Source organism: Chryseobacterium sp. HR92 (assembly GCF_045689405.1).
In the GTDB taxonomy this organism is placed as follows: Bacteria; Bacteroidota; Bacteroidia; order Flavobacteriales; family Weeksellaceae; genus Chryseobacterium; species Chryseobacterium viscerum_A.
The window spans coordinates 4,309,437-4,333,403 of the sequence record NZ_CP139139.1 but is presented as its reverse complement, the minus strand read 5'-3'; the positions used below and the strand labels follow the sequence as shown (position 1 = coordinate 4,333,403).

General features: G+C 35.2%; 24 protein-coding genes. 12 read left to right on the top strand and 12 right to left on the bottom strand.

Going from position 1 to position 23,967, the window contains the following annotated elements; genetic code table 11:
- Positions 1-39 precede the first annotated feature (39 nt).
- Both hemW and murI read left to right on the top strand, forming a co-directional pair.
- Positions 40-1,164: a radical SAM family heme chaperone HemW gene (hemW, locus tag SFA27_RS19620; protein WP_407294384.1), complete on the top strand. Its 1,125-nt coding sequence runs from the start codon at positions 40-42 to the stop codon at positions 1,162-1,164.
- Positions 1,165-1,225: 61 nt separating this feature from the next.
- Entirely contained in the window at positions 1,226-2,056 is an 831-nt protein-coding gene (murI, locus tag SFA27_RS19615; protein WP_047377727.1) for a glutamate racemase, read from the top strand.
- 263 nt (positions 2,057-2,319) lie between these two features.
- On the opposite strand, the gene SFA27_RS19610 is transcribed toward murI, so the two are convergent.
- Positions 2,320-2,919, bottom strand: a complete 600-nt coding sequence (locus SFA27_RS19610) for a nitroreductase family protein (protein WP_407294382.1) — start codon at positions 2,917-2,919, stop codon at positions 2,320-2,322.
- A gap of 84 nt (positions 2,920-3,003) precedes the next feature.
- On the opposite strand from SFA27_RS19610, the gene SFA27_RS19605 reads away from it, so the two are divergent.
- Positions 3,004-3,351, top strand: coding sequence for a helix-turn-helix domain-containing protein (locus tag SFA27_RS19605; RefSeq protein WP_047377729.1), 348 nt, complete (start codon positions 3,004-3,006; stop codon positions 3,349-3,351).
- Here SFA27_RS19605 and rsmD read toward each other — a convergent pair.
- The 6 genes from rsmD to SFA27_RS19575 all read right to left on the bottom strand — a co-directional run bounded on the left by rsmD (position 3,348) and on the right by SFA27_RS19575 (position 6,850).
- Positions 3,348-3,920 carry a 16S rRNA (guanine(966)-N(2))-methyltransferase RsmD gene (rsmD, locus tag SFA27_RS19600; protein WP_407294380.1) on the bottom strand — a complete coding sequence of 191 codons (573 nt, stop codon included), beginning with the start codon at positions 3,918-3,920 and terminating at the stop codon, positions 3,348-3,350. The two genes, SFA27_RS19605 and rsmD, sit on opposite strands and share 4 nt — an antisense overlap.
- An 85-nt stretch (positions 3,921-4,005) precedes the next feature.
- Entirely contained in the window at positions 4,006-4,722 is a 717-nt protein-coding gene (locus SFA27_RS19595; protein WP_047377732.1) for a DUF3822 family protein, read from the bottom strand.
- A gap of 18 nt (positions 4,723-4,740) precedes the next feature.
- Entirely contained in the window at positions 4,741-5,235 is a 495-nt protein-coding gene (locus SFA27_RS19590) for a Smr/MutS family protein (RefSeq protein ID WP_213278066.1), read from the bottom strand.
- A gap of 120 nt (positions 5,236-5,355) precedes the next feature.
- A complete protein-coding gene (locus SFA27_RS19585) occupies positions 5,356-5,853 on the bottom strand; it encodes a metallophosphoesterase (protein WP_264519178.1) in 498 nt (165 codons plus the stop codon).
- Entirely contained in the window at positions 5,853-6,302 is a 450-nt protein-coding gene (locus SFA27_RS19580) for a hypothetical protein (RefSeq protein ID WP_407294377.1), read from the bottom strand. Before SFA27_RS19580 ends, SFA27_RS19585 begins: the two co-directional genes overlap by 1 nt.
- 83 nt (positions 6,303-6,385) lie before the next feature.
- The gene (locus SFA27_RS19575) at positions 6,386-6,850 is read right to left on the bottom strand and encodes a hypothetical protein (protein ID WP_407294375.1); all 465 of its coding nucleotides are present in this window, start codon (positions 6,848-6,850) and stop codon (positions 6,386-6,388) included.
- An 88-nt stretch (positions 6,851-6,938) separates the two neighbouring features.
- On the opposite strand from SFA27_RS19575, the gene SFA27_RS19570 reads away from it, so the two are divergent.
- The gene (locus SFA27_RS19570) at positions 6,939-8,483 is read left to right on the top strand and encodes a serine hydrolase (RefSeq protein ID WP_407294373.1); all 1,545 of its coding nucleotides are present in this window, start codon (positions 6,939-6,941) and stop codon (positions 8,481-8,483) included.
- Between the two features lie 279 nt (positions 8,484-8,762).
- On the opposite strand, the gene SFA27_RS19565 is transcribed toward SFA27_RS19570, so the two are convergent.
- Both SFA27_RS19565 and SFA27_RS19560 read right to left on the bottom strand, forming a co-directional pair.
- Positions 8,763-9,656, bottom strand: coding sequence for a Zn-dependent protease (locus tag SFA27_RS19565; RefSeq protein ID WP_407294371.1), 894 nt, complete (start codon positions 9,654-9,656; stop codon positions 8,763-8,765).
- Positions 9,637-10,113, bottom strand: a complete 477-nt coding sequence (locus SFA27_RS19560) for a histidine phosphatase family protein (RefSeq protein WP_047377738.1) — start codon at positions 10,111-10,113, stop codon at positions 9,637-9,639. The genes SFA27_RS19565 and SFA27_RS19560 overlap by 20 nt, the downstream gene beginning before the upstream one ends.
- Positions 10,114-10,228: 115 nt before the next feature.
- Between SFA27_RS19560 and ruvX the strand changes: the two genes are divergently transcribed.
- The 6 genes from ruvX (at position 10,229) to SFA27_RS19530 (ending at position 14,665) form a co-directional block, all read left to right on the top strand.
- On the top strand, positions 10,229-10,645 hold the full coding sequence (gene ruvX / locus SFA27_RS19555; RefSeq protein WP_407294368.1) for a Holliday junction resolvase RuvX: 417 nt from the start codon (positions 10,229-10,231) through the stop codon (positions 10,643-10,645).
- Positions 10,642-11,214: a peptide deformylase gene (gene def, locus SFA27_RS19550; RefSeq protein ID WP_047377740.1), complete on the top strand. Its 573-nt coding sequence runs from the start codon at positions 10,642-10,644 to the stop codon at positions 11,212-11,214. The genes ruvX and def overlap by 4 nt, the downstream gene beginning before the upstream one ends.
- Positions 11,215-11,289: 75 nt before the next feature.
- Positions 11,290-11,844 carry a DUF5606 domain-containing protein gene (locus SFA27_RS19545; RefSeq protein ID WP_047377741.1) on the top strand — a complete coding sequence of 185 codons (555 nt, stop codon included), beginning with the start codon at positions 11,290-11,292 and terminating at the stop codon, positions 11,842-11,844.
- A 254-nt stretch (positions 11,845-12,098) separates the two neighbouring features.
- Positions 12,099-12,866 carry a nucleoside triphosphate pyrophosphohydrolase gene (gene mazG / locus SFA27_RS19540; protein ID WP_047377742.1) on the top strand — a complete coding sequence of 256 codons (768 nt, stop codon included), beginning with the start codon at positions 12,099-12,101 and terminating at the stop codon, positions 12,864-12,866.
- Between the two features lie 55 nt (positions 12,867-12,921).
- Positions 12,922-13,797, top strand: a complete 876-nt coding sequence (locus SFA27_RS19535; protein WP_407294365.1) for an SdiA-regulated domain-containing protein — start codon at positions 12,922-12,924, stop codon at positions 13,795-13,797.
- Positions 13,798-13,855: 58 nt separating this feature from the next.
- On the top strand, positions 13,856-14,665 hold the full coding sequence (locus tag SFA27_RS19530) for a hypothetical protein (RefSeq protein WP_407294363.1): 810 nt from the start codon (positions 13,856-13,858) through the stop codon (positions 14,663-14,665).
- Positions 14,666-14,743: 78 nt separating this feature from the next.
- Here the strand turns inward: SFA27_RS19530 and SFA27_RS19525 are convergent, their stop codons facing one another.
- Both SFA27_RS19525 and SFA27_RS19520 read right to left on the bottom strand, forming a co-directional pair.
- The gene (locus SFA27_RS19525; protein ID WP_407294361.1) at positions 14,744-15,466 is read right to left on the bottom strand and encodes a hypothetical protein; all 723 of its coding nucleotides are present in this window, start codon (positions 15,464-15,466) and stop codon (positions 14,744-14,746) included.
- 301 nt (positions 15,467-15,767) lie between these two features.
- Positions 15,768-19,484, bottom strand: a complete 3,717-nt coding sequence (locus SFA27_RS19520) for a metallophosphoesterase (RefSeq protein WP_407294359.1) — start codon at positions 19,482-19,484, stop codon at positions 15,768-15,770.
- Positions 19,485-19,510: 26 nt separating this feature from the next.
- On the opposite strand from SFA27_RS19520, the gene SFA27_RS19515 reads away from it, so the two are divergent.
- The gene (locus tag SFA27_RS19515) at positions 19,511-20,686 is read left to right on the top strand and encodes a Pycsar system effector family protein (protein ID WP_047377747.1); all 1,176 of its coding nucleotides are present in this window, start codon (positions 19,511-19,513) and stop codon (positions 20,684-20,686) included.
- Between the two features lie 16 nt (positions 20,687-20,702).
- Positions 20,703-21,626 carry a bestrophin family protein gene (locus SFA27_RS19510; RefSeq protein WP_264519170.1) on the top strand — a complete coding sequence of 308 codons (924 nt, stop codon included), beginning with the start codon at positions 20,703-20,705 and terminating at the stop codon, positions 21,624-21,626.
- Positions 21,627-21,640: 14 nt separating this feature from the next.
- Here SFA27_RS19510 and SFA27_RS19505 read toward each other — a convergent pair whose 3' ends face one another.
- Entirely contained in the window at positions 21,641-23,953 is a 2,313-nt protein-coding gene (locus tag SFA27_RS19505) for a GAF domain-containing protein (RefSeq protein WP_407294356.1), read from the bottom strand.
- Positions 23,954-23,967 lie beyond the last annotated feature (14 nt).

Below are 23,967 nucleotides of genomic sequence, written 5' to 3'. Positions count from 1 at the left end.
AAATAAATTTGAGCTCTGAAAAATTTCAGAGCTTTTTTTATGATATATATTCACATTCCGTTCTGTAAACAAAAATGCAGTTATTGCAATTTCCACTTTTCAACATCCCTGAATTTCAAGGATGAGATGCTTCGTGCAATGAAAACTGAACTGATGCTCAGAAAAGATGAATTACAGAACAGAACTCTGAAATCCCTGTATTTTGGTGGGGGAACACCTTCTATTCTTTCCGTTGATGAAATCAATTCCTTAATTGATGAGGCGTTACGGTATTTCAGTTTTGAAAAAGATATTGAAATTACGCTGGAAGCCAATCCGGATGATTTAGATAAAAGTTTTTTAAAGCAGCTAGCTGGAACACCAGTGAACAGATTGTCTATTGGTACCCAAAGTTTTTTTGAAGAGGATCTAAAATTAATGAACAGAGCACACACTGCTTCCGAGGCAGAAGGCTCTATCAAACGGGCACAGGATTTTGGCTTTGAAAACCTGAGTATTGATTTGATCTACGGTTCACCAACCTCCAATCTTGAGATCTGGAAAGAAAATCTGAATAAAACAATTGCGTTGGAAGTTCCTCATATTTCGTCTTATGCTTTGACAGTTGAGCCTAAAACAGCTTTGGAAAACTGGATTTCAAAAGGAAAAGTAAAAAGTCCAAAAGAAGAAGAACAGAACAGAGAATTCTATTATTTATCTGACTTTTTAAAAGATAACGGCTTTGAGCACTATGAAGTTTCCAATTTCGCAAAACCGGGATTCTATTCCCGTCATAATTCTTCCTATTGGAAATACCAGGAATATCTGGGAATAGGACCTTCAGCACATTCTTATAACGGCTTTGATGTCAGAAGCTGGAATGTGGCTAATAACCAGCAATACATTAAAAAGCTTAATGATAAATTGTTAGCCAAAGAAGAAGAAATTCTCTCTAAGGAAGATCAGTTCAATGAAATGATCATGATTGGCCTACGTACTATCTGGGGGGTGGATCTTACGAGCTTAAAAAATAAATTTTCAGATCGATTGCTGGAACATTTTCAGACAGAAATCAAAACAAAACTAGAAGAAGGTATTTTAATCGTTGAAAATGATCATTTGAAAATTCCTGAAAAACATTGGTTTATGGCAGACGGAATTGCCTCAGATTTGTTTATTGTATAATGTTTGTATGTATACAGATATGCCATAAAATTCACTATTTTTGTATAAAATTTCAGTTCATTTGAAAACTAAAAAACAAGATTATTCACATCTTTCACCAAGCCAGCCTATCGGAATTTTCGATAGCGGGGTGGGAGGCCTTACCGTTGCCAAAGAAATTAAAAGACTTCTGCCTAACGAAGATCTGATTTACTTTGGAGATACAAAGCACCTTCCTTACGGAGAAAAATCCAAGGAAGCCATTATTGAATATTCTACAAAGATTACCAATTTTCTGCTGGAGCAGAACTGTAAAGCCATTGTGATTGCCTGTAATACGGCAACAGCTAATGCTTTAAACGAAGTAATGCAGTCTGTTGCAGGGAAAGTTCCGGTCATAGACGTTATTAATCCTGTTGCCGAAAAAGTATCTTATGAAATCCATACTAATGTAGGAGTGATTGCTACCAAAGCAACTGTGAATTCAGGGCTTTATAAAAAAAGCATCCGAAAGCATAATAAGTGGATCAAAGTAGATGAATTGGCAACACCATTATTGGTTCCTGCTATTGAAGAAGGATTTAAAAACCATCCTATCACCCATGCTATTATTTATAATTATTTAAGCAACAGTAAATTAAAAAATATTGAAACACTCATCTTGGGTTGTACCCATTATCCTCTTCTCATTGATGAAATCAAGCAGTATTACGGAAACAGAGTTCGTGTTATTGACTCTCCGAATATTGTAGCCAATCATCTGAAGATTATTCTGGATAAATACAATCTTTTAAATGATAACAATCCCAAACCGAATTATCACTTCTACCTTTCCGATCTTACCAAGAATTTTGAAAAGATCTCTAAGAAGTTTTTTGGAAAAACAATAGATTTAGAATTGAAAGTATTATAAAAAAGTCTGCTTCACTATGAGGCAGACTTTTTTATTTGTTACATGTTGCCGTTACAAAATCATGTTTTTAAGGCACGAAGATTTATTTTCGATAAAGCTTTATGCTTCATTTAATTCCCACGGATTTCACAAATCCCACAGATGATAACGCTTTTAGAATTAAAGGGTACCTAGAAATCTGTGTCCTTTATGAAATTCGTAGGAAATAATATTCACTTTTATTTGTGTTCTTAGTGAAATAATTGGTGAAATTTGTGTTTAAATTACGCTTCCACAATTACTTTTTCAGCTTTCAGTCTCGTCTTTGGATTAAACTTTGGCTGATTGGTATCTGTCTCATCTTTCTGTCCGATAGCAACTGCGAATAAGGTTTCATATTTTTCATTATTCAGAATAGCATCATATCCTTCAGGTTCAATTCCTTCCATCGGTGTGGAGTCTATTCCCATAGCAGCACATGCAGAAAGTAGTACTCCTAATGATAAATAAACCTGATGTCCCAACCATGATTTTATTGCATCTTCTCCTTTAGGCTTTACCATAGTCCGGTAATAGTTCACAGATCCTTCCGGAAGATTTTCTTCAATCTGCTTCTCAAAGTTTTCTATGTTTTTGATCACCTGAAAGACAATGACATGGTTGCTGTCCAAAACTTTTCCTTTATTAAAATAAGATTTGTCACCCAATTGCTTTTTTAGTTCCGGATCATTTACAAAGATAAAATTCCATGGCTGGCTGTTAATGGATGATGGGCTCAGATTCAGGATTTCTTTTAGTTCTTCAATCTGTTTTTCACTGATTTTTCCTTGAGGATTATACTTTTTTACAGTATACCTGTTTTTCATTTTGTCTAAAAAGTTCATAATTTTATACTATCATTTTTATAGTTACAAAATTAATTTAAGTTTGTTAACTTTGCAATAACGGTAAAAAAGGATAGTATAAAAATGTATACAATAGATGATAAAACATACCCATGCTGTACGAGTGTTACCATGAGGTTTATAGGTGGAAAATGGAAGGCGGTTATTTTATATCACCTCATAGATGGTGCCAAAAGATATAATGAATTAAGAAAAGTAATCCCTACCATTACGGAAAGGACATTGAGTCTTCAGCTTAAACAGCTTGAAGAAGACAATATTATTGACAGAAAAGTGTTTACAGAAAAACCTCCGTTAATGGTAGAATATACCTTAACTGACTTTGGAAAAACTCTTCTTCCCGTATTGGAAGCGATTACAGATTGGGGAAAAACAGCTCCGGAAAAATCAAAAAAAATAATCAGGAATTAAAGTTCCTGATTATCTTCTTTATTCGGTTCAAAAAAACTGAAACTTACGTTCCCGTATTTTCGGGTATCTATTAGATTGGGATGCTCCAGTTTCATACGGCTTTGGTGTTCTACAATAAGAACTCCGTTTTCTTTCAGGTATTTATTGTTTAAAACCAGAGAAATCAGTTCATAATATTTTTTCTCTTCCATTTCAAAGGGAGCATCTGAGAAAACAATCTCAAATGACTTTTTATTTCTGAATTTTTTAAGCCAGTCAAATACATCACCTCTCTGCACATTGACCTGAAGTGCCATATCAAGCTCAGAAGCGGTAGTGTTGATAAATGCCGTATGCTTTGGATTCATTTCTACAGAAGTAACACTCTTGCATCCTCTGGAAGCAAATTCAAAGGTAATAGAGCCAATTCCTGCAAAAAGATCAAGAACGGAGATCGACTGCATATCGTATTTGTTTTCCAGAATGCTGAATAAAGCCTCTTTCGCAAAATCGGTGGTAGGCCTTACATCAAAGTTTTTAGGAGCGGCAATTTTCTTGGCTTTCCATTTGCCTGATATTATTCTGAACATATTTTTTGTTAGGGTTTAGGTGATAGATTATAGACGGCAGGTGATTATTTGGGGATTCTAATCCCTGTTACCTACAGCCTGCAACCTAATTAAGTATAAAATTCTTGTTTGGAATATTGTCAAAAACAATTTTCAGATTTTTAACAAATTTCTGAAGCTCGGAGATGAATGTTTCATTTTCCGTAGTTTCTCCATAAGCATAAAAGTTTGTCTCGTTGATTCCAAAATTTATCTTGCTCAATGTAAACATAATGAAGTAAAGGAAATCTACTTCTGAGTTGACATCCAGGTTATTATAAAGAATAATTTTTTTATTGTCAATCGCAAAAAACTCACACTGATTATGGTAAAGATTAATGTGAATTTCTTTATTGGTTTTGTTATTGATTGAGCTTAGGAACTTTTCTCCTGAGAAATTAAAATGAACAGGTATGGCCAGCTCTTTTATTTTTTTATAGTAATTCTTCGGGAAAGTATAATAAAACTGAATGTTGAATTTTTTGTTGATAGAAAGCATCAGCTCTTCCTTTTCTCTGTCGGTAGGAGCGTTGAAGGCAATCAGATCAAATCCTGTCTCATGCTCAGAAAAACCTTCCGGCATCAGGGTAAAATGATTAAAAGCCGAAATCACCTGGATCTCGTCATAGCGCTGCTTAATAAGAACTTCATCCAGCTTCTGCTCAATAAGATTGGCTGGTGTTTCTTCAGTAACGAAATAAGACTTTTCTTCCAGAATGCTTTTGTTCTTTACAATCTGGCAGATCAATCCGTCTTTGGTAAAAAGTAAATTAAGTACGTTCATATTTCAATTGCTGCAAATTTAGTGAAATTCTACCATTACCGCACCCGATTGATGGTGAAGTATTTCCTTATTATAAAAATCAATATTAACCTGGCTTTCCAATACATCCCGAACCATCCTCTGTAAGGTCCCATCACCGATACCGTGAACAATCTCAAGTCTCTTCAGGTTGTTCTTTCTGCAAAATTCAATCACTTCAATCAGTTTTTCCTTTTGAATAAACAATCTTTCAAAACTGTCATAGTCATTGGGATTCTTCACCAAATTATGAAAATGCAGGTCTAAAACCAAATGATTTTTCTGGTGTTTCTTAGAAATGATCTTTTTAGGTTCTGCTTTTCTTACTACTCTGATATTTTCATAAAGATCCGAATCCTTGGGAACCAGTTTTTCTTTTGCATACTGGTGAGTGAAACCATATTCATCCTTAAAAACGACAATATTTCCCTTCACGGAAGTAATTACTCCGCTTAAATCTTCATCTACTACCGAAACCTTATCGCCGATCTTCATAATTTTTTAAGACTTGTCTGAACCCAATATTAGTGCAAAGGTAGAAAGTAAAATGTATTGAAGGCAAGCTCCTCTATCCTAAAACTCTAAAACCCTCCAACACTCGTATGCTTTCACTCATCAAACTCTTGGTCCTAATTCAATAATTTCCAGATCTTTGATTTCCTCACCGTCTACCACAAAGCGCATCATTGTTCTTACTTTATGCCAGCCCTGTTTTCCACAGGCACCGGGATTGAGGTGCAGCAGATTATTTTTCTCATCATACATGGCTTTCAAAATATGAGAGTGCCCTGAGATAAATAATTTCGGAGCTTTTTCTGCTATTTCTTTTTTAGTGAGTGGAGTATATTTTCCGGGATAACCTCCGATATGTATCATCAAAACTTCCAGCTTTTCACAAAAGAAACGGTTGACTTCCGGAAACTCAGCCTGAATTTTAGCATCATCAATGTTCCCGTACACTCCCTTCAGTGGTTTTATCTTTTCCAGCTGTTCAATGACATCCAGATTTCCAAAATCTCCGCAGTGCCATATTTCGTCGGCCTGAGAAGCATATTCCAGGATCCGGTCATCAATATAGGAATGGGAATCGGAAAGGAGAAGGATCTTTGTCATTATCTTAGGGTTCTTTCTGTAATATTTTCGTGGTATTTATCTTTGAATATCGCTAAACGGTCAGGATTCAGCTCTCCGTCATGATTGATCACTCTTTCTTTTAATAACCATTTTACCAGCTTTTCCATTCCTTTTTTGGAATTCATAAAATTGGCAATTTTAGCTATATCTGTAGATTCTACTTTTGTTTTTTCAGGCAGAAAATTCAGGATAAAATAATCATCACTTACATAGCTTGGAGTTTCATTATCCATATATCGGTAAAGAAGAATCTCTTCATCATCCTTCATGGAAAAAAATGAATATTGGGCAACGTTGATTTTTTCAGCCTTCAGAATCTGCTTTCCATCCAATAAAACTTTATCATCTTTGATAGTGATGTCCTGAGAAAAATATAAATTACATCCTGCTATCAGTAAGAAGAAAGCCAATAATCTGTTGAATACCATTTTTACTATTTTTTAAGACTGCAAATATAAGAAGCTTTAATAAACTTCTCAGATCTGATTGTTTTCAGAAGTAATCACTATTATCAGTCAGTAATATTTTTCGTTCTTCGGATAGAATCCAGTTTCTTTTCTATAGCTGCATTGAAAACCTTTTTTAGCTTCAGCTGATTCTCCGTAAGCTTTGAAATAACAAAAGTACCGGTCATATTCGTATTGGAAGGAAATACCAAAGTCACTGTAGAATCTGAGGCTTTTTTCCAGCTCCCGATATAACGGTCTGGTTTTTCATTTTTAGTAACAGGGGCTTCCAGGGTATCATATCTTAAGGTAGATTTAATCAGATTCCCTGTGATCTTTCCATTTTTCTGAAACCTTATTCCTTCTCTTCTTGCTTCAAAACCATCCTGCTTTTCGTAGGTATAAATATAAGTATCCATTTTACTGAGATTCCAGGTTTGTAAAAGTAAAGGATTGGCAGTTCTGTCCTGGGCTTTGATGCCACTGATAGCGAAAAGAGAGAAAATACAGATACAAATAGGCTTTTTCATGAATACAACTGATTTATCATAAAGTTTTAACACTGCTAAAATTAGCATCACTTAATATTTAGTAAATTTGGGAAAATTAAAATAAACAATGAAACAGAAACTTTCTTTTTTCATTTTTCTTTTGACCGTAGGATTGGCCAATGCACAGGTTGAAGAAAAAAAGCTGGATGAACTGATCCAAAATACCCTGAAAACCTTTGATGTACCAGGAATGTCCGTAGGAATTGTAAAAGACGGGAAAATGATTTATTCCAAAGGCTTTGGAGTGCGTTCTCTTACCACAAAACAACCTATGGATGATAATACACTGGTGGGTATTGCTTCCAATTCCAAAGGTTTTACATGTACAGCATTAGCCATTTTAGCAGATGAAGGAAAACTGAACTGGGATGATAAAGTTTCAAAATATATTCCTGAATTTCAAATGTATGATCCCTACGTTTCTCAAAATGTAACGATCAAAGATCTTATCACGCACAGAGCAGGATTGGGACTTGGACAGGGAGATTTAATGTTTTTTCCTGAAGGAGGAAGTATGACAGTGAATGATATCGTTCATAATGTGAGATACCTGAAACCTGAAAATCCTTTCAGAACAAAATTAGATTACAATAACATTATGTTTATTGTGGCCGGAGAAGTAATTCACAGGATTTCCGGATTAAGCTGGGCAGAATTTATTGAGCAGAGAATTATGAAACCTGTAGGAATGACTTCAAGTTTCGGAAGCTATAACAGAGCAAAAGCTATAGCCAATAAAATTGATGCACACGCTCCTGTAGACGGAAAAGCTATAGCTGTTCCTCATGACTGGAATGAAACAGGAAATGCTGCAGGGGGAATAATGAGTAACATCAAAGATATGACGACCTGGGCAGAATGTCTGCTAAACAATTTTACTACTAAAGATGGGAAAAAATTAGTTTCAGATAAAAATGTTCAGCAGCTTTGGAGCCTGCAGATTCCAGATAGAGTTGCAGCAAAAAATCCGTATGATACAAGCTTCTATGGATATGGTTTAGGGTGGTTCCTGAGTGATGTTAAAGGCCACAAGCAGGTACAGCATACCGGTGGATTGATCGGAACGGTTACTCAGTTTACTTTAATTCCGGATATGAAACTGGGAATTGTAGTCTTGACGAACCAACAGTCTGGAGCTGCCTTCAATACGATTACCAATACAGTGAAAGATTCTTATCTTGGCGTAGCAGACAGAAACTGGCTGAAAACGTATGGCGACAGAATGTCTAAGATGGAAGCAGATTTTAATAAACAAAAGAAAGATGCCTTTGCAAAATCAGAAGCCTTTAAAAAAGAAAAATCTCTTCAGCCAAAAGCAGAACAGTTTACAGGAACTTATAATGATGTCTGGTTTGGTGATGTAGAAATTTCACAGCAAGGAAATACTTACAGAATTTCATGCAAAAACTCTCCAAGATTAAAAGGAGAACTGCTTCCTTATTCCAACAATTCTTTCATTGTCAAATGGGATGACAGAAGCTATGACGCAGATGCTTATATTATTTTCAGTTATGACGAAAACGGAAAGGCAGAATCTGCAAGATTGAAGGCGATTTCTGATGTGACAGATTTCAGTTTTGATTTTGATGATCTGGACTTAAAGAGAAAATAATAATATTAAAAAAATATTCAATAGGAACGGGCTTAGGTTCGTTCTTTTTTTATTATTTAAACACGAATGACACTAATTTATTCACAGATAACACTAATGTTTAATATAAATTGAAAATGAGTGTTGATACAATTCTATAGGAACGGGCTAAAGCCCGTTTTTTCATTTTTACAATGATAATGGCTTTAGCCGAAACTCACCCCCCGTCAAAAAATAAATTTTTTGCCACCCCTCCGGAGGAGGGGAATGTGTAGTCGGTAAAATATATATAAGTTTAGTTTACTGAAGAAGGTTTAGATCTTGCTGTGCTAATGAAAGTTCCATATTAAGATGTTGCTTTTTAAAGAAATTTTTCAATTCAAGAAGTCTTTTCTTGTTGTCATAATGTATGCTGGAATTCAGTTTTCTCTGACACAATGAGCATGCTCTTGCGAGGTGATAATCTGTTTCTGAAAGTGAATTGGTTCCATTCATCACGCAGTTGGCATTCAGACAATGGCTGATTCCGAACATATGCCCGATCTCGTGGGAACTGATCTTTATTAGTCTTAGAAGGGTCTCATTGAAATTGGAATCCGTTAAATGACCATTGGCAAATCTGTACATAGACGTTACTCCTACACCGTCTTCATAAGATGCAAGCCCGAAAATATAGTTCCATTCCGGTTTTGGAAAAAGGTCTTTTTCTGTAATTCCCATGAGTACTACAGCATCTTTAGGCTTTCTTTTGATCAGAATGCTGTCCAGTATATAACCTGCCAGAACTTGCTTCTGTCCTTCTTTTGAAATTCTTTTGACGTTTTCAGGAAAGATTGTATTAGGCAAAACGGGAAGGATTTTTGTTTCCAGCTGGAAATATATTTTTAAATATTCTGTGGTGAGTGCTATTTCTTTTTTCTGAAGTTCATTAAATTTTCCGATGGGTTGAAGATAAATTGTGTTTTTCCCGGGTTCAGGTTTTATCTTTTTTAATTTCTGAAAATCTTCAAATGTCTGAAAATGCTCATCATGGTTATACCGCCAGCTTCCTGGCCTTGGAGAAGCGGAGAGTTTTATATCATTTAGTGCAACTGATTCAAAATAAGATTTCTTCTGTTTCTGACATGAGAAAAGAAGGATAAGTATTGTGACATAAAAAAATAATGAAATGAAGTTATATTTTCCCTGGTTCATAAAAGAACAGAAGTTTCTTTTTGGCACCATCAAATTCGGACCAGGATTCACAGTCTACTTCAAAACCAGCGACTCCGCAGGTAGGGAAATGAAAAATATCTTCAGAAATAGAATTGGCAAAATTGGAAATTCCATTATTGTGAGAGAAAAAAGCAACTGAATTCAGGGTGTCATCCAGATCATAAATTACAGATTCAAAACTTCTTTCCGAAGGATTATACAATTTTTCATCAGTAGAACAGTTAAGCTGATAAGCCTGATTGAAAATTTTACATGTATTCAGTGCACGTACCGCGGGGCTGGACACAAAGTGATCAATGGAAATGTTATTGTTTTTAAGGAATCTGGACATATGCATAGCGTCTGTCAAACCTTTGTCTGCCAAAGGTCTGTCAAAGTCCTCCGTTTCCTCCGGCCAGTCGCTTTTTGCATGTCTTACGAGGATGAGTTTCTTCATATAATTGTTTTTTGGAAGATTAAAATTATAAAAAAAATAATGGAATAAAACATGATTTATATAAAAAAACTGCGTTATGAATAAAATCAGTAAATTTTACTAAATTTGCAGACTTATGGGACAAATCCTTGCAATAGACTACGGAAAGGCTCGTTGTGGTATCGCAGCAACAGATGATATGCAGATTATAGCCAGCGGGCTGGAGACTGTGGAGAACCGTTTTTTAATGGAATTTTTGAAAAAATATTTCCGTGAAAATAAGGTAGATGAAGTAGTGGTTGGGCTTCCCATAGATTTGAAAGGAAACGTTTCGGAAGTAGAAACCGATATTTTAAGATTCATTGAAGAATTTAAAAAAGAATTTTCGGATATTGCGGTTCATCGTTTTGATGAAAGATTTACGTCCAAAATGGCTTCATTTTTTATTTCTCAAAGTGGAAAAAACAAAAAAAAGAGGCAGGAAAAAGGATTAATAGATAAAGTAAGTGCAACCATCATATTGCAGAATTTTTTAGAACAAAGATTAAGATGATATTACCGATAAGAGCTTTTGGGGATCCTGTTTTGAGAAAAGTGGGAAAAGATATAGACAAAGATTATCCCGAATTACAGGAACTGATAGATAACATGTTTGAAACGATGTACAGCGCAAATGGCATAGGTCTTGCAGCGCCTCAGATCGGTTTGGATATCCGTGTATTTATAATAGATGTGACACCTCTTGCCGAAGATGAGGATTACGAAGATATTAAAGATGAATTGGCAGAGTTCAAGAAAGTATTCATCAATGCCAGAATTCTTGAAGAATCAGGTGAAGAATGGAAGTTCAATGAAGGATGTCTTTCTATTCCGGATGTAAGAGAAGATGTAAAAAGAAAGGGTACAATCGTTATTGAATATTATGACGAAAATTTTGTGAAACATACAGAAACTTTTTCCGATATTAGAGCCCGCGTAATTCAGCATGAATATGACCACATTGAAGGGATACTGTTTACTGACCACCTGAGTGCTCTGAAGAAGAAACTGGTAAAAGGTAAGCTGACAAAAATCTCTCAGGGTGACGTAAACATAGGTTACAAAATGAGATTTCCAAAATAATTTAAACAAGGATAAAAGAAATAATATAAAGCAAAAAGCTTCAGGCTGATTGCAGAATTTACAAAAAATAAAATTATGCTGTTAGAAAAAATAATTTCAATTTCTGGAAAACCAGGACTTTACAAATTAGTTTCTCAATTAAGAAACGGATTCATCATTGAAGATGTTACCAGTAAGAAAAAAGTAAGTATTGGAAACTCAAGCCAGGTAAGTTTGTTGGATAATATTGCCATGTTTACATTTGAGAAAGAAGTTCCTTTGTTTGAAGTATTTGAAAATATTGCTAAAAACAACGACTATAAGGAAACTATTTCTCACAAATCTTCTGATGCAGATCTGAAAGATTTCATGTTGGCATCTCTTCCTAACTATGATACAGAAAGAGTATATTCTTCTGATATCAAGAAATTGGCTCAGTGGTACAATGTTCTTCATAAAGCGGGATATATTACTCCTGAAAGTTTTGTAAAGGCAGAGCCTGAAACTTTGGATGGTGAGCCTGCAGAAGAACTAAATATTGAAAAAGAAGCTAAAAAAGCTCCAAAAGCAGAGAAACCTGCTGCACCAAAAGTAAAAGCTACTTCAGCTGCAAAATCAGCTCCAAAAAGTACGCACAGAAAACAAGGATAATTCATTTCTGAATTAAAGATACAAAGCCTTGTCGGGAATTTCCTGACAAGGCTTTTGGTTTTTTTACGAGGTGGCAGGTGGCAGATAGTAGGGATTAGGGAATTTTCCATTAGGTTCAAGTTTCATCTTTATCTTTAAACATTAAACCTGTAACCCGCATCTCACATCCTGGACCCCGAAACTTTCACCCAGAACCACTACCACAGACCCAAAATAACCCTTACATTTGTATAAGATTGAATTTCCCATTACTTATGAATACGAAACAGGAGAAACTAGAGGCCTTCGGAAGATTACTGGATATCATGGATGATCTGCGTGAAAAATGTCCTTGGGACCAGAAACAGACTTTAGAGTCGCTTCGCCATCTTACCCTTGAAGAAACCTATGAACTTTCAGATGCCATTTTACAGAATGATTTGCAGGAGATAAAAAAAGAACTGGGAGATGTTCTTCTTCACTTAGTTTTTTATGCTAAAATTGGTTCTGAAAAAGAAAGTTTTGATATAGCAGATGTGATCAATTCCCTTAATGAAAAGCTGATTTTCCGTCATCCTCATATCTATGGAGATACCAAAGTGAAAGATGAGGAAGAGGTGAAACAGAATTGGGAAAAATTAAAACTAAAAGAAGGAAATAAGTCCATTTTGGGCGGAGTGCCGAAAAGTTTACCGAGTTTAGTAAAAGCCTACAGAATCCAGGATAAGGTAAAAGGAATAGGTTTTGAATTTCATGATGCGGAAGATGCATGGAAAAAAGTAGATGAAGAGATTCAGGAGTTTCATGCTGAAACTGATCTTGATAAAAAGGAACAGGAGCTGGGTGATGTGTTTTTCTCACTGATCAATTATGCCAGAATCTCTGGAATTAATCCTGACTCTGCTTTGGAAAGAACTAACCTGAAATTTATTTCACGATTTCAAAAGATGGAAGGGCTTGCCGAAGAGCAGGATTTAAAATTGGCAGATATGTCTCTGGAAGAAATGGATGTTCTCTGGGAAAAGGCCAAAAAATTTTCATAATTCCTGATTGGAATAATTAATGCTTCTTATGTTCAGTAAAAAAATAATAATAAATATGTTACGCTTTCTGATTTTACCCGTTTTGTTTTTATTGAGTTGCAATCCCAAAGCTCAGAATTCTCCTGCTAAAGAGGACGAACTTAAAATACAGTTTCCCCTGCCTAAGAAGTTGAAGGAAGTTTCCGGAATTACTTTGTCAAAAGATAAGAAAACAATCTGGGTGATAGAAGACAGAGGAAATAAAAATGCAGTATATGGTCTGAGTGATAAAGGTGATATGCTGGCAAAAGTACCTGTGGAAAACACAGAAAATACAGATTGGGAGGATATTATATCTGATTCTCAGGGCAATATTTATATTGGAGATTTTGGAAATAATGATAATAACCGTACCGATCTTGCGATTTTAAAAACGGATCTTACCAGCACTGCACAGACAACGACAAAAGTTGTTCAGACTACAAAATTCCATTATCAGGGGCAGACGGAATTTCCACCGAAAAAATCTAACCTGTTATATGATTGTGAAGCTTTTGTGGAGATGGATGGTAACTTTTACTTATTCACCAAAAACAGAAGCAAAGGTTTTGACGGAACTTTTCTTGTATTCCAGGTGCCTAATAAAGAAGGGGATTTTGAAGCAAAATTAATAGGAACATTAAAACTTCAGGGCGGTTACAATGATGCTGCTATCACATCTGCGACAATCAACAGTACGAAAGATAAAATTGTGTTGTTAACCCATAAAAATGTACATGTTCTTACCGGATTTACTACAGATAATTTTAATTCAGCAAAAATTCAGAAAATCCCATTAAATCATAATTCGCAAAAAGAAGCTATTGTTTTTCTTGATGATAAAACATTAATGATTGCAGATGAGAAAGGAAAAGATGAAGGTGGAAATGTGTATACGTTTTCTTTAAAATAAATTATATTTTTTATAAAAAATAAACTAACTAACTAACTAACTAACTAACTAACTAACCATGAAAAAATTGTTTTACCTTTCACTCGCATTAAGTCTGTTTTCATGCAGCAGTAATGACGATATTCCAGCAGACACTCCACCACCGCCTCCGGTTATACAGACAGAAAAAGCTTACGCATATTGTTCAGATGGTGCTGGAACTCTTAATCCTAAAGAGTTTTATGAATTTACATTTGAAAATGATAAGTTAACTAATATTAAAGGCAGATTTTATCCACTATATGTACAATTTGAAAATTTGTTTTTTGCTGATCATATTACTAAATTATCTTATACTAATAATAAAGTAGTGGTAAGTCAATTGGATGTGGCAAATGCTGTAGGGCATAACGAATATCATTATATAATGGATAATAATAGACCTTCAAAGCAAGAACATTATTATGTAAATAATAGTACTGGTATAAGTTCTCTATCTTTTGAAAGAACTTATACTTATGAACAGGATAAATTAAAAAGTGTCCATTTGGTATTTCCTGGTCCTGGAAACTACGAATATTTCACAACCTATTATTATAACAGCAACAATCTTACTAAAAGCGAGTATTTGGAAAGAATAAATGGAGTAGATAATAAGATGACCACCACTATATATTCTGATTTTGATAATGCTCCAAATCCATTTAAAAAACTTTATCTGATCAATGATACTTTTTTTGAGAAAAGTTTATCCGTTAATAATTTCAGAAAAAAAGAAACTACTGTTGTAAACTTAGTTCTTAATATTCCTCCAAAAACATCAACAAAAACATGGAATTATAAATATGATGCTAACGGACAAGTATTATTATATTTTCCGGTACCATAAAAGACCTAATAAACCCCACAGAGAAATCTGTGGGGTTTTTGAATATATGAATGTTATGAAGTGATTGACGTTTATTGCTTATGGAGTAAGGTAAGATATATGAATATTACCACTTGACAATCGGAAATCCTGGGTATAACGGCATCGTATCCTGAAGGTTTCTCCTGTATTGAAAAAGTTAATAGATGACAGATTATGATTCAATCCTGTAGTGCGTTCTCCATGTCCTGTAGATATGCCTGCAAGCGTGGTAAGTGCCGGAGACATTTTTTGGATATAAGAATTAGCTGTTCCTGCAGTTTGTCCAGATGGATTTAAATTGAGATCGTAGGTCGCATAAGGAACTATATTGTAGAATCCAGGTTTTACTACCGTGAAAAGGCCTGTTGTTGAGTTATAAGTCAAGTAAGCGGTATCAATCTTATTACTTATATTGAAGATATAAGTTTGTGAGTAACTCTCATGCGTATTAACCGGAGTAGAATGTGTTCCTGTATAGCTGCCGTTAGATGGACTGATATCTGTCTTGTTTCCGACATACACTACTTTTAAGAAGTTTTCAGATTCAATCGTTTTCCATACCGGAGTATTTCCGGCCCCGTTTGACATTAATACTTCACCTTTGTTACCTGAATTTCCCTTTGTTCTGTCATCTCCACCTACATTAAGATCTTTAACAACCTGAAGGGAACCATTGACGTGTAAAGTATTTTGAGGAGTTGATGTTTTAATCCCTATCTGCGCATGTACGTGTGTAAACATGATAAATAATGCCATATACAATAGCTTCTTTTTCATCATTTGTTGATTTTTTGTTGCAGCAAATATAAAATGTTTTTTAAATGTCCATTTTTTAAAGAATTGATAAGTATATTGAACTATGTTTGATTTTGACTTATATAGCTGAAAATATGGCTTTTATTTAAAAGCCATATTAAAAAATGCGAGTAAAAAATTTGAAATATTAAATTTTATTTAAATTGGTTTTTTTTGAAAATTCAATTTAATGAGTTGATAGACTGCTAAACAGTATTTTGTATTTGCTCTGAAATTTCAATGCTAATTACAAAAATGAAGGATAATTTATTTTGAATGGAAAAGCTTAAAACTTCATTCCTATCCCTGCAGAAAGTCTTCCGCCATCTGAGCCATAGAAATAATTCAGTCTTGCAGACATCATTTCTACAATACTTAACCAAACACCTGCACCGGCAGATTGGTGCCATTTTCTGGAATTTTCATTGTCATTCCATACACGGCCAATATCATATCCGATAAGGATTCCCATATTTGCAGGAATAATATTGTTTCTTACTCTCCCAAAATCCCATCGTATTTCTGAGTTATTGGTAAAATAAGATCTTCCTGAGAATCTCTCATTTCTGAAAGCTCTCATACCATTATTCCCTCCAATAGCCGCTGCCTGATAGAATTCAAAATTGTTATTATTAATCCACATTACGTTACTGGAATTGGCAAAAACAAATTTTCCTTTCTTATCAATTCTATGATCAATGGCAAGCTTTCCTTTTACAGTCAGGAAGTTTCTGTTAAAATCAGAAAGAGTTGCTTTCCAATCAGCATTAAGCATAAATTCCAGCCCAAGAGTAGGGAAAGCTGTATTATCAGCATTTTTATAGCCAAATGTATAATTGGCTCCTACAAACTGCTGGCTGTCAAATACGCCTGGTCTTACGTCCGGTGACTGGTTGATGAAACGGTCAGCTTTTCGCTGGACTTTATTATCTTCAAAAGTTAATTGAAACTGATGACTCAGATTCATCCAGCTCTTCTGAGAGATAGAAGGCGCAAAGTTGAATTTTGAAATTCTGGCTCTGTTGTATTCTCTTTCTGTAGTTTCTTCGTCATATTCACTTTCATTGGACAATCCAAAGAAATTTTGAGAAAATCTTGGAGTAGTATAAAATGCATCCAGATTGAAATCCCAACCTGAGATTGCCTTTTTAAATATTCCTTTATATGTAAGGCTAAATCCTGCAGTAGCAGTATAAAAATTGGCTTTTAAGCTGTGTCTTTGGGTATAAGGATCACGGATAAAATTATTAACTGTATAATTGGCCAGAACACCTACAATGACACCATCATCCGGGTTGTAGTCCAAATTTGGATATCCTGCAAAAGAATTGTATTTCGGGTGTTTATAATTATAGCTGTTAATGTCATAATCATCCGTAATGTTTTTGGTTGCATTGCCGGCATTATAAGTGTTCTTCTGAGATTTAAAATCATAAATCTTTACTTTCCTTCCATCTGCAACATTATAAGTATCATGATTATATCCACCAATCAGCCGGATGTTCATCTTTGGATTTCCCGTTCCTGTTACTTCGTAGACGTCATCATCTTCAAGTCCGTATATCCATAGTTCTTTTGTTTTTGAATCATGATAGTTTTTTTCAAAAACCAGTTCATTCTGATCTTTATTTTTGCCCAGTTTATATTGTTGTACCAGCACTGAATGCCCGTTTTTGGTGATGACAAACTTATCAGGATTTACAGTTCCTGCCAGAGATACTTTTTTCTGTAATACATCATAGTATTGAGCGGCGTAGCTCTGAAGTTTTGTTTTTCTTACTTTCAGTTTTCTCTGAATTTCAGCAATGGTATCATCCTGTACCTCTTTTGGAAGATTATGGAAAGCATCATCAATATCTGCATCAGTAAGGTGTTCCTGAATATATTTTGCCTGTGTTTCCCATTCTGTCTGATCTGACCCTTTTAAAAAGACCAGATCCATTGGATAGGGTTCCATAGCAAGCCACTTGACACTGCTGATGTCTTCTGTAAAGGTTTTCATATGGCGGATTGCCGGAACATTCATAATAAGCTTAAATGCAGCTCCGTCATATTTGCTGAATGCCTGATCTCTGTCTTTAGGGATAGGTTTGTAGACTACCTTATCACCCATTTCATATTCTGCCCATTTCCACTGATCTGAGTGTCTGTCCCAGTCTCCGATAAGCATATCAAATAATCTGGCTCTGATGTAGGATTCTCTGTCAACAGAATATTTGCTGCTTTTGCTGAGGTTCTTTAATACATCATCTGTAGAAACAATATCTTTTGCATTGCCGAGATAAGCCAATGTTTTGGGATCAGAAGAAAAACGTTCTTCGATCATATACATTTCATCTCCGTAATTCTCGTTATATCTTCCCAAAGCCTGCTGCTTAGGAATGTAATACAGTTTTGGATTACTGTGGAAAATACCCAGTTTTTCTGACATATTTCCAATCGTAAACGGAGTAAACGGATGATTGGTGGTATAAAAATCCAATAGGAATTTTTCGGGAAAAGTATCCGTGAGTTCTTCACCCAATGTACTTTTTGTAAAAGCCATATTGTTAAGAAAACGGATAGCGCTTTTTTTCACTCCACGCATCACAAATTCCTGTCCATCTGTAGATTTCAAACGTAAACTGTTAGATTGGTTTCCTCCACCTTCTCTGAAAGGGATATATCCGCCGTTTAATTCAGAAAGATTGGCGGTCGGAGCTTCAATCGGAATTCCGTAATAGTTTCTGTAATGATCTCCCCAAAGCCAGCGGTAAAATTTTCTTTTTTGAGTAAGCTGTACCGGGTAGATGGTGGAAGAGAATGTCTGTGGAAAAGAATTTGGAAAATTATTCACAAATACATCCGGTTTAGAAATTACTGAAATATGGGTCAGTTTTTGAAGCTGTGCATCTTTTGTAGAAAAATACTCAACATCTGTACTTTCGTCTTTTCTGAAATTTAAAATAGCAAAACCGCTTCCTCCGTAAGAAAAATCTGTTTTTTCTATAATGGTAGACGGGTCTGTTTTGGAACCTGCACCACTGATGATCTGTCTTAAGTTTCCATCTTCGTGATATTGAAGATTATGATCATGTCCGGAAACGAAAATAATGTTTTCCTTATCCTGAACAATGCTTTTCAGTCTGTTGGCCAGATCTGCATAATGCTGGTTATTGATGTCTTCAGGACTGGCTCCGGAAGAACTCCTTAATATATTGATTAAACTTGCAACACCGGGAACAGGAATCTTACTTTTTAAAGGAAAAAGATGTGATTTTGCAGAATTAAAGCCTGCATGGGTTCCGCTGCTGATAATAGGGTGGTGTAAAGCAACAATGATTTTTTTACCCTGATTTTTAATGATAAGATCTTTAAACTCTGTGAAAAAATCCTCACGGGTTTTGATATTACAGTTTTTATTGATTCCGGGGTAATTGTCCCAGTTTGCAATAATCCATTCCGTATCTACAGCAATAAGCTTAATGTCTTTAGAAACGTTGATATCATCAATTGGACATCCATTTTTAGGCAGAAAGGCTTTTTTGTCGTCAAGGTATTTTTTTACCAGCCCTTCCTGGGTGTTCAATCCTTCCAGTCCGTTGTACCAGTCATGATTTCCGGGAATTACCAATGTTTTTCCCTTGAAATTCTTGGTTATGGCAAGTTGATTTTCCAGTTTGTCTTTAGCTGAGGCATATTCTTTATCTGTTTCTTTGGGCATACCATTTGGGTAGATATTGTCTCCCAAAAAGATCAGCATAGAGTTGCTGTCTGCAGAATCCAGTTTGCTTTTCAGTAAACTCAGTGTTTTTTGAGCCTGAGGTTCATCTGCGTTTCCTGCATCTCCAATGAGAAAAAGTTTAAAATCGTTTTCAGATTTTATCTCAGAATCTTTTACTTCAAATAAGTTTTTGCCCTTTTGTACGTTATAGGTAGCACAGGAATAAAGGACTCCTGCGGACATTACGGTTCGAAGAACAATAGAAGTATTTTTTAGATGAGTTTTAAAGGATAAATTCATAAATTTACATTAACAAAAATTCAGGAATGAGCATTCTACAAAAAGCTAAAAATTATGTTGAAATCTTATTCAAAGATAAGTTATCTTCGGTATATTTTTACCATAATTTTATCCATACTGCCTATACGGTCAATAAGGCTGAGGAAATCATGAAAAATACTCCTGTCTCAGAAGAGGATCAGGAGAAAGTACTCGTAGCATTATGGTTTCATGATACCGGGTATATAGAGTGTGCCCTGAACCATGAAGAGAGGAGTGTGGAGGTGATGAAAGCCTTTCTACAGCAGGAAAATTATCCCGAAAATTATATCGCGGATGTTGAAAAACTGATTCTGGCGACGAAAATACATTATGAACCTCAGAATTTGCTTGAAAAGATTGTAAAAGATGCTGATTTCAGTCATTTTGCAGGTCACGATTATAGCGATATTTCCGATGCTTTGAGAAAAGAATGGGAACTTACCAATGTAAAATGTTTTTCTAATGAAGAATGGAATGCCGGAAATCTGGATATGCTGAAAAACAAGCATACTTTTTATACGGATTATGCTAAAGAAAACTGGGAACCTCTGAAAAAGAAAAACATTAAAAAGATAGAAAAGAAGCTGGAGAAAGAAGAAGAAAAAAAAGAGAATAAAAAGGAAAACTCAGAAGGCAAAAAGGAAAAAGAAAAATCAGACAGAAGTGTAGATACTTTGTTCAGAGTAACACTTAACAACCATACCAGACTGAGTGATATTGCAGACAGTAAGGCCAATATCCTTTTATCTGTAAATGCAATCATTATTTCCGTTTGTCTTTCTGTATTGGTTCCGAAGTTAGATGCTCCTAAAAATTCACATCTGATTCTTCCGAGTTTCATATTGCTGTTATCAAGTGTATTTACCATTATATTTGCTATTTTGTCTACAAAACCCAATGTAACCAAAACAACATTTACAGCTCAGGATATTGTGAACAGAAAAGTAAACCTGCTGTTCTTTGGAAACTTTCAGCAGATGTTGTTTGATGACTATCACAATGCGATGAAAGACCTTATCAAAGACAGAGACTATATTTATGATTCTATGGTAAAAGACCTGTATTATCTTGGGAAAGTTCTGGACAGGAAGTACAAGCTTTTATCCATCACTTATAAGATCTTTATGGCAGGGATTATTATTTCCGTTTTATCTTTTGGGTATGCATTTCTTAGTCTTTAATTAAAAATATACACAAATGATAGTCAGACAGCGAACGAATTGGCTGAAAATGTTATTTATATGGAGAGGTTCTGTATTAAAGAAAATTGTTGTTCAGCTTAGTATCATTACGCTGTTTTCCCTGGCTATCTATATTTTCAAAGGGAGAATCTTTGATTATAAAGTGCATCTGAATCCTACGATTTTTACATTGATAGGATTGGCTCTTGCTATATTTATGGGGTTCTGTAATTCTGCGAGCTACGATCGTTTCTGGGAAGGGCGGAAGCTTTGGGGATTACTTGTCATTGAAACCAGATCTTTGACGAGACAGATTTTATCCTTAGTGAATGATTCTTCTCCCGGAGCTCAGGAAGAAAAACAGAAAATCATTAAGCTTATCTCTGCATTTTCCTGGTCACTGAACTTTCAGCTAAGAGATAAATCCGGAACAGAACACCTTGAGAGACTTCTTTCTCCTGAACAATTGGGACAGGTGAAGAATAAAAAATTTATTCCCAGTATTATTCTTGGATTTATTGCAGACTGGCTGAACGAACAGAATAAAAAAGGAAATATTGATACCATTGTAATGACCTCTATGGATCATCAGCTGAACCAGTTTTCTAATATTTCCGGAGGATGTGAGAGAATTTATAACACTCCGTTACCATTTGCTTACAGCGTCCTTCTGCATCGTACTGTATATCTTTACTGCTTTTGGCTTCCTTTCGGATTAGTAGATTCTTTGGGGTGGATGATGCCTTTAATTGTTTTGTTGATCAGTTATACCTTTATAGCTCTGGATGCCATTATTCAGGAGATTGGTGAACCTTTTGGTGAAGAAGAAAATGACCTTGCCCTGAACAGTATTTGCCGCACAATTGAGTTTTCTATTTTTGAACAGGCAGGAATTCCTCAAGGAGAGCTGAAGAAGCCGGATACTTATTTTGTGGATTAGAAATTGTTTTTATTCTATTCCTCAGGAAGTGTAAAAGAAACCCTCAGCGCCAGCAATCCGGTAATTCCCTGGAGATCCTCTACTTTCAAAAATTCTATATCATACTGTAATACTCCTTTCTTCTGAAGTTTTGAAATGTAGTCGAGGTATTCTTTCTGATTTTCCATTCCGAAATATACAATGGTGATTTTTCCGGGAGCAGTGATGCGTTCTGAAGAGTCTTTCACATGTGCTTTATCCAGACGTTTTTTGATAATCTCGTAATAGGAATTGTAAGCTCCATCTACATCAAATCGTTTTTCATCCATTCTGAAACGAATGTCTATTTTTTCATTATACACAAAGATCAATGAAGCAATATCCAGCTGTACAGGAAGATTTCTTTTGAACAACTGGAACTCAAGTTCCATTTTACAGATGGTTTTCAGCTGCCAGTATCTCAGTTTGTGGACAACTTTTGAGGTATAATGCAGTTCAGGAGCAATAGTATGACCAATGTACAGATTATGCTCCACACCATCAGACTTAAATCTCTCATAATAGTGCGGGAAAATTTCCTGCGCTTTTATCTGGCTTTCATCCAGTAAATCTGCCAGTTTTCGGTTGACCAGAGTGATAGAATCATCCAGGTTTTTTCTGTGATGATAAAACAGATCTGTAGGGGCAAAGATGTGTGAAAAATAATCTTTGATCTTTGCTTTTATTTCTCTGGAGGTTCTTACTTCCAGTTTCCCCTGTAAAAAAGGATGAATTTCTTCCCTTAATAATCTTTGAAAACGCTGTTCCGTATCCGCTTTGATTTCATTGTTTAATTCATTCTCAAAAATATCCAGTGCCAGTAAGAATTTTTCTGAATCGGAATTGGTGAGTAGAAAAATCTCATTCAGCCATTCAATCTGCTGATTAAGATCCTGCAGCATCAGATTAAAACGCTTCTCTGAAGAAGAACGGATATCAGAAACCCCGAATAGAGGAGTAAGATTTTTAAAAGCAATCTGCTTTAAAGTATATATTTTTTTCCCCAGTGATGCAGTGAAGTATTTTTCAGCTTCATTCCTGAACTTCCACACCACACTATCGTGAATGGTAGTATATTCACGCTGGATAATAGCTTCTATCTGATAATTTTTCTCAAAGTAGAATCTGCTTAAAGAAAAAAGAACCATATCGGTAAAAAACTCTAATTTTTTGAGCTTTAAACCATTGAAACTGCCGGCAATAGGAGAGGTGAATTCCATGATCGCAAGGAGCTCGCCATCTTTCATGATAGGAATTACCATGAAGCTGTTGACATTATTGTCCTTCAAAATACTGAAGGAAGGAAGCAGTTTGACATTTTCGTCCAGGTTATTTACATTTGAAACAACTACTGGTTTTGAATTATGATTTAAATTATTAAAAGTGTTCTTACGGGTTTCTTCATCAAAAGCATTGATCCAGAAATCGAGGATATGATTGGTCAGAAGACTGTCGTAAATTGGAAGTTTATCCAGTTTCTGTTCTTTTTTGTTGAAAGTCATCAGTCCGAAGCTGAGTTCCGGAACATCAAAATAGGATTTGAAAATTTCAGTCAGATTTTCATTGGGATTCAAATCTTCGGGATCAATCTCAATCATGCTTGATTTCAGGTCAGAAAGGGCTACTTCAGACGTACAGTCTACCAGTGAAATAATGGTAAATCCTTTTAGTATCCAGGATTGCGATGGGAAATGTTTTTTCCAGAGTTTAAAATCATCCAGGTTTTCCAACAGCATATCCAGAACATCATCAGATGGGATTTTAGCATCTTCTGTAGGGGCAATTTCCGTAAAATCTGAATTGACTGTAATCTTATAATGTTTCATAATCCCCTGCTTGTTGGGGATATCATAATAGAAAGGAATTGTACTTTTAATATCTTTTTTGAAATAGCTCTGGAGAATAAGGCAGCAGCAAAATACATAAAACTCATTATCTGAAATATTTCTGAGTTCTATTTCGAAGTCTTTTCCTGCATCTTTGAGAATATCTTTAAACCTTTCGGTGTAATTGAAAGTGATATTTGAAAGAGGAATACTTGCCGCTTTTATCTCATTTTTGGTAAGCCCGGTTGGGAAAAGATCTGCAAGAAGCACCCTGATGAGGTCTTCATGTTTTTCAAGAAGGGCAGTATCCTGAAACCCTTCTCTGAGCTCTTTAAAATTTCTGATGCTTTCGATCAAAGATTCTGCATAGTTGACTCTATATTCCAGTCTGTCGTTATGTCGGATATGCTCCAGAACATCCAAATATTTTTTGAATGAAATATAAACCTGAAAAGGAGAGTCTTTTTTATAGAGATTAGCCAAAGCTGAAATTTAAA